This window comes from Pseudoduganella umbonata, assembly GCF_014192225.1.
Taxonomy (GTDB): Bacteria; Pseudomonadota; Gammaproteobacteria; order Burkholderiales; family Burkholderiaceae_D; genus Rugamonas; species Rugamonas umbonata.
In genome coordinates, this window is the sequence record NZ_JACHXS010000011.1 from 275865 (window position 1) to 281864 (window position 6000).

At 64.1% G+C, this 6000-nt stretch carries 5 protein-coding genes, 1 rRNA gene and 1 pseudogene; all 7 read right to left on the bottom strand.

The features are described 5' to 3' along the window. Window positions 1-229: 229 nt before the first annotated feature. Complete coding sequence (locus FHS02_RS25085) at window positions 230-721, bottom strand: hypothetical protein (RefSeq protein ID WP_137316715.1); 492 nt, start codon at window positions 719-721, stop codon at window positions 230-232. Between the two features lie 178 nt (window positions 722-899). Continuing rightward, window positions 900-1169 carry a hypothetical protein gene (locus FHS02_RS25090; RefSeq protein ID WP_137316714.1) on the bottom strand — a complete coding sequence of 90 codons (270 nt, stop codon included), beginning with the start codon at window positions 1167-1169 and terminating at the stop codon, window positions 900-902. A 10-nt stretch (window positions 1170-1179) separates the two neighbouring features. Beyond that, the gene (locus FHS02_RS25095) at window positions 1180-3684 is read right to left on the bottom strand and encodes a DUF8189 domain-containing protein (protein ID WP_229422408.1); all 2505 of its coding nucleotides are present in this window, start codon (window positions 3682-3684) and stop codon (window positions 1180-1182) included. Between the two features lie 375 nt (window positions 3685-4059). Next, a pseudogene (locus FHS02_RS32140) lies at window positions 4060-4337 on the bottom strand (DUF1579 family protein). An 80-nt stretch (window positions 4338-4417) separates the two neighbouring features. Further along, the gene (locus FHS02_RS25110) at window positions 4418-4621 is read right to left on the bottom strand and encodes a hypothetical protein (RefSeq protein ID WP_137316712.1); all 204 of its coding nucleotides are present in this window, start codon (window positions 4619-4621) and stop codon (window positions 4418-4420) included. Next, window positions 4618-5475 carry a hypothetical protein gene (locus tag FHS02_RS25115; RefSeq protein WP_137316711.1) on the bottom strand — a complete coding sequence of 286 codons (858 nt, stop codon included), beginning with the start codon at window positions 5473-5475 and terminating at the stop codon, window positions 4618-4620. The genes FHS02_RS25110 and FHS02_RS25115 overlap by 4 nt, the downstream gene beginning before the upstream one ends. A gap of 437 nt (window positions 5476-5912) precedes the next feature. Next, window positions 5913-6000: ribosomal RNA gene (gene rrf / locus FHS02_RS32195) — 5S ribosomal RNA — on the bottom strand; the annotation flags it as partial.

The following is a 6000-nucleotide window of genomic DNA, read 5'->3' on the forward strand; positions in this document are numbered from 1 at the left end:
AATTTGGATTGTAACGCCCATGGCGCGCGGCAGCCGTTCGCTCAACGGCGTTTGCCGGAACGGCGAATTCCTGTTCGGCTGTGTGCACTGGGCATGCGGCTGTGTGCACTGGACGTACGGCTGCCCGGCCTTGGCACGCCTGCCGAGGCCGGGCTGGAGCAGGCCAAGCGGCCACGTGCCGGTACAAGCCCGGCTGGTGGGCATGTACCGATGCGTTCCGCGCGGCCGATCAGCGTTGCTGGATGTTGTCCGTGTGGCTGCTTCCGGCGTCGGACGGTTCTTCGCCTGGATTGCCCTGGCGCTGCTGGTTGTTCGCCGCGCCGGACTGGCGGTTGCCGGATGGCCCCGTCGGCGATTCCTGCGAGCCGGCATGCTGCTTCTGCTCGAGGCCGCCGTAGCCGGACTGCTGCGGCGCGGCCTCGCGGTCCTCGTCGGCACGGGCTTCGTTGCGGACGGCTTTCTGGCGGGCACTCCAGCCCGCTTGCTGGGCTCCTTCGCCGCCACGGCTGCTGCCGACGTTATCATCCAGCGTGCCCTGCAGCGAACCCCGGCTGCGCAGCGATGTGCCCTGCTCCTCTACCGATGCGGACTGCACGTTGGCACTGCCCTTCTGCACCGCACCCGGAGCCCGGGACTGCAGGCTTTCTTCGGCGACCGTATTCAGGTTGGTGGTGGTTTGCGAGCGGACGCGCTTGTCGTCCGCGCTGCCTTTCTTCGACATGATGTACTCCTCCTGTGACGACGCCGGCCGGGCGTCAACACGGGGATGATGCGCCCAGCGTCGACGTGGCTGTATCGGCGCGGGGACCGCCGGCATGTAGGAAGAGACTCACTCGCCGATGACATTCGCCGATGACATTCGCCGATGACATGCGCCGATGACATGCGCGCCCGTCCTGTCATCGCTTTCTGATTTTCAACAGATCGGCGCCGGCTTCGAGGATGTCGAACGGCGCTGCTGCCTGTGGCGCCATCATGCGATCGTCCGGCCCGGGCATGCCGGAGGAGGCGCGCCCGGACGGATCGAAGACCAGGGTTTCCCGCCCCTTCCGGCTGGGCGGGAACGGGAATGTGTCGCGCGGACGGTAGACCTGGATGTCGCCCTCGTCTTCTTCAAACGAGTGGGCCCAGGTCAGTGCCGCGCCCATCATGGGCGGTGATCGTTCCATGGCCGCTCCGTCAGGCGTGCATCGTCAGCGATTGCTGCAGCAGGTCCCTGGCAGTGGTGGCGATCACCGGCGGCTGCGGTGCCGGCGCCGGTGCCGGTGCCGCCAGTCCGCCCTGCTGCCGGGAGCCCGTGCGGAACGCCGAGATCACGCCGCCCATGAACTCGTAGCCGCTGATCGACGGCCCCCAGGCCGCGCCATCCCACCACTTGTGATACAGCGCGCTGTCCGTGCCGGTGACGAACACATCGAGCCGGTTCGGGCCCCACGCCGCCACGCGGGGTGTCGACGTGCAAATGCCGCCCATGTTCTCGTAGCCGGTGAGCGACGGCCCCCAGGCGGCCCCGTCCCACCATTTGTGGTACAGCGCGCTGTCGGTGCCGATCACGAACAGGTCGAGACGGTTCGCCCCCCAGGCCACGGCCTGCGGTGCGCCGACGCAGATGCCACCCAGCCTTTCGAAGCCATCGGCGGACGGTCCCCATGCGGATCCGTCCCACCACTTGTGATACAGCGCGCCATCGGTGCCGGTGACGAACACATCGAGCCGGTCTGGACCCCATGACACGGCGCGCGGGGCGGATGTGCAAATGCCGCCGAGCCGTTCATACCCGGTTAGCGATGGTCCCCAGCCGGCGCCGTCGAACCATTTGTGGTACAGCGCCCGGTCGGTGCCGATGACGAATACGTCCAGCCGGTTCGGGCCCCAGGACACGATTTCCGGCTGGCCGATGCAGGTTCCGCCCATGTCTTCATAGCCGGTGATGGACGGCCCCCAGGCAGCGCCGTCCCACCATTTATGGAACAGTGCCCGGTTGGTGCCCAGCACGAATACATCGAGCCGGTCCGGGCCCCAGGACACGATGCGCGGGTCGCCGGAACATACCCCGCCCATATATTCGTAGTCCGTGATGGACGGGCCCCAGGCAGCGCCATCGAACCACTTGTGATATAGCGCGCTGTCCGTGCCGGTGACGAACACGTCGAGGCGGTTCGGCCCCCACGCCACCGCCTGCGGCACGCTGGTGCAGACACCGCCCATGTGTTCATAGCCCGTCATCGACGGCCCCCAGGCGGAGCCGTCCCACCACTTGTGGTACAGCGCGCGGTCGGTGCCGAGCACGAAGGTGTCGAGCCGGTTCGCCCCCCACGCCACCACCGGCTCGGAGCTGGCGCGGCTGGCGGTGGCAGCGCTGCCGATGCTGGCCCGTACGCCATCCAGGCATGCCTGCATCCGGGCTACCTGGCCGGCGGAGAACATCACCATGGCGCGGTCGTCGACATAATCCATGTAGTTCATGAACATGTCGCCATCCGGACCGTTGTTGCACGAAACATGGGGGAACGTGGGAACCCCAGTATTGCCGCCCGCCTGGTTCGGCGTGTCGGCCACGTTGTCGGAGCCGGAGCAGCCGGTGCCGTCATCGCCCCAGATATGGAAAAGATCGAGCCAGTGGCCGATTTCATGGGTCGTGGTGCGGCCGAGGTTGAATGGTGCCGCCGCGGTACCGTTGGTGCCGAACGCGGATTGCAGGCAAACCACCCCATCGGTACCCGCGGGGCCGCCAGGGAATTGCGCATAACCCAGCAGGCCACCGGCCAACTGGCACACCCAGATGTTCAGGTAACGCTCCGCCGGCCATGCGTCCAGCCCGCCGCTGGCGTTCGACTTGACGGCATCGTTGTCGCTGAACCCCGCTACCGTGGTCTGCCGGCGCTGAATGCCCGAGGTTGGCGCGCCGTTCGGATCGACGGTGGCAAGGAAGAATTCGATGCGGGCATCGGCCGCCAGCGGCAGGAACGGTGCCGGCGTCGAGCTCACATCCGGGTTGGTGCGGCGGAAGTCGCGGTTCAGCACGTCGATCTGGCTGGCGATCTGCGCATCGGAGATGTTTTGCGCGGTGGTATTCCATACCACGTGGACCACCACGGGAATGCGCGTGACGCCGCTGCGTTGCGAGGTCGCGGCACCGGCTTCATAGCGCTGCGCATTGATTTCGATGCGGTCGCGTGCCCGGGCATAATCGGCATTGGTCGACAACAGGCGGCGATGCACGTCCATGGTCGCGCAGCGGCGCACTTGCGGCCGGTTACTGCCGCCGCCCGCCCCGCCGGCGCCACCGGTTCCACCGGATCCGCCGGAACCGCTGTTGCCGCCGGATCCACCCGCGGCTCCTCCCTGGCCGGCGCCGCCGCCGTTCATCGCTCCGCCAGGCATGCCGTCATTACGGCTGTCGGCCCGTTCGGCCATGCCACCGGCCGGCATGCCATCGAGGCTGCCCCGCTTCGATACGCCGGGCATGCCGCGATCGTCCGGATCGGCCAGTCCCTGGGGCGTTTCGCCAGCCATGTAAAAGTGCGCCAGGCCATTGCCTTCGACACCTTGCTCGCCCTTTGCAGCGTTCGGTTCGCTACAGTCGCAGTCGTCGGCCATCGTGTTGCCCGCCTTGCCGGTCATTGCATCGGCCATTGAGTCGGCCATCGGCGCAAGCGTGCCCTTCTGCTGTTTCGCTTTCATTTTATCGCCTCCCTAGTCATGAGTACCGCCGTCGTGCGCAATTCAGGGCGCCCATGCGCCCGCTTCCATTCCTTCATGGGTGGAATCTCTCATTTGATACTAGGTCAAATATTGCGGAGGGCAGCCGCTATCGTCGCCATCGGGGCACATTAATATTGATCCGTAGAGCGGATGGCGATAGCGAAAATGCAATGTGAAGTTGTCGAAGCGAAGCAGATGCGTACCGCTGATGTCATCGCTGGCGTCATCATTGAGGTGTATCGAAGTGGATGCGGATGCGAGGGGAACTTACACGAGTTGATGCTGGCCGGGTCACGCGACGCGGGTGTACTGCATTTCCATGTACTTCACATACTTGCCCTTCGGCCCCGGCGCCTACCATTCCATCGTATGATGGTCTTTGTCGACGATGATGAGCTTCATGGCATAGGGCACTGCCTTGCCTTCCATCGCGTCGGAAGTCATGCCGTTCAACGTCAGCACATTGCCGTCCAGCGTGCCCTGCGAAGTGTTCAGGCTGGAAGTCATCGTATCGATCCAGGTCCGGCATACTTGCTGGTCACATTGTCATAGCCCAGCATGCCCTTGCCGTCGAAGAACTCGCCAGCATAGGTACCGCGATAGGTTTCCTCCAGAAAGCGGTTGCCGAGAATACATTTGCGCTCGCTGGTGCCGCTGGCCGGCTCAGGCGAGAGTTCCTCGGCCGGCTCCTTCCACGGTTCCGCCTACATCCTCAGCGCGACGCTGAACTCGCCGGCAAGACCTCGAGCTTCCGATTAAAGGGCCCGGGCATGGTGGCATGCTTCATCCTGGCGATCACCTCTTGCTGAAATGCCGTTGGCGCGGGCCGCTCTGGCGTGTCCGCAGCTTCCGCCAGGTACGGCAGGTGCACGCTGGCCACGACCAACAGGCCTCGCAAAATACAGTGGCTCTTCATGGACTTCTCCTCTGCAACAGGGGTGATAGTCCATTGTCGGCGGCGGTGTACCGGACTTCAAGCGGCGCCGGTGCTTGTGCCGCCTGGCCGGCCGCCCGATTGCGCCGCCGCCGTCGGCACGGCGCAGCACGACAAGGGCGCTCAATGGACCAGCTCATCCGGCGCTGGAGCTGGCTGTTTGCTGCCGGCTTTCGGTGTTGCCCTGCGCTGCCAGAGCCAGACGACGAGCGCCCCCAGGATTGCGCCAATGCCGGCGACCGGCAGCGGGATCGGCAGGGACTCGGCTTCCGCCACGCTGGCGGGATCGCGCAGCGCTTCCGGGAAAGGTCGTTTCGGGACCGGCACTGTTTTCCAATTGGCCTGTTTTTCCGGCACGCGCGCGCGGAATCATTGAGTGAAAATACTGGCGCCGAGCCTGTTGCACGGCTCGATGGAACCTGCGGAATGCATACTAGGAAAATGGCGTCGACATCGCTCCTGAGCTGCTGCTCGTAACAGGTGAAGACGCGTTGCGTGCCAGTGGCGCCGACGATCCGCAGCAGATCCAGCCCCGCAGCCTCGAACGCGACGACCGGCAGGAGCCGGGTTTGCTCTTCATTCAGGTAATCATAGATGTTGCGGCCATTTCGCAAGCTGCCTTCGCTGGCAGCAGTGTAGGCATATGCGGCAATCGACTTCAGCGGTGCGGTCGCCCCGGTTTCGGAATGCCAACCGAGCGAATCGAACACGTCGATACTGACGCCGGCACAGTTCGCGCTCGCATGGCGGTAGTGAAAATCATGGCGGTAAAGCTGGTTCATCACGCGCTGTACGCCGCCCTGGAAGGCCGCCGCCGTGCGCTCGTTGTTCAGCACCGCGACCAGAATCCAGGACGGACGGTAATATTGCTGCGTAGCCTGACGTCAAAACCGGTGGCAGCCACATATTATTTTGAAATATTTCGATAAACCGGTGACAGACACCTGTTATTTTGAAATGTTTCCCGAAAACTGGTGTTTGGAAGAAGAGACGGGCTACAGGCCGTCTCCGCTGCGCAGGCAAGGAGTAATGCTCCCGAAGTCCCTGCTGCGCCACCGGTTTTCGAGCAACAAAGCTTGAGCTCCAAAGCAAAACCCCGCCAGCACACGCTAGCGGGGGTTTTCTATATAACAGCCTGGCGAGCGACGTCGGGCAGTGCCCGGCGGAGCACTAAAACCCGGGACCTGGAGTCAAGTCCGCAGCGTATTGCAAAGCATGAAGCACAAATGAAAAAAGCCCACCAGATCACTGGTGGGCTTCTCTCGGTATAACAGCCTGACGATAACCTACTTTCACACTGGTTGCAGCACTATCATCGGCGCAAAGTCGTTTCACGGTCCTGTTCGGGATGGGAAGGGGTG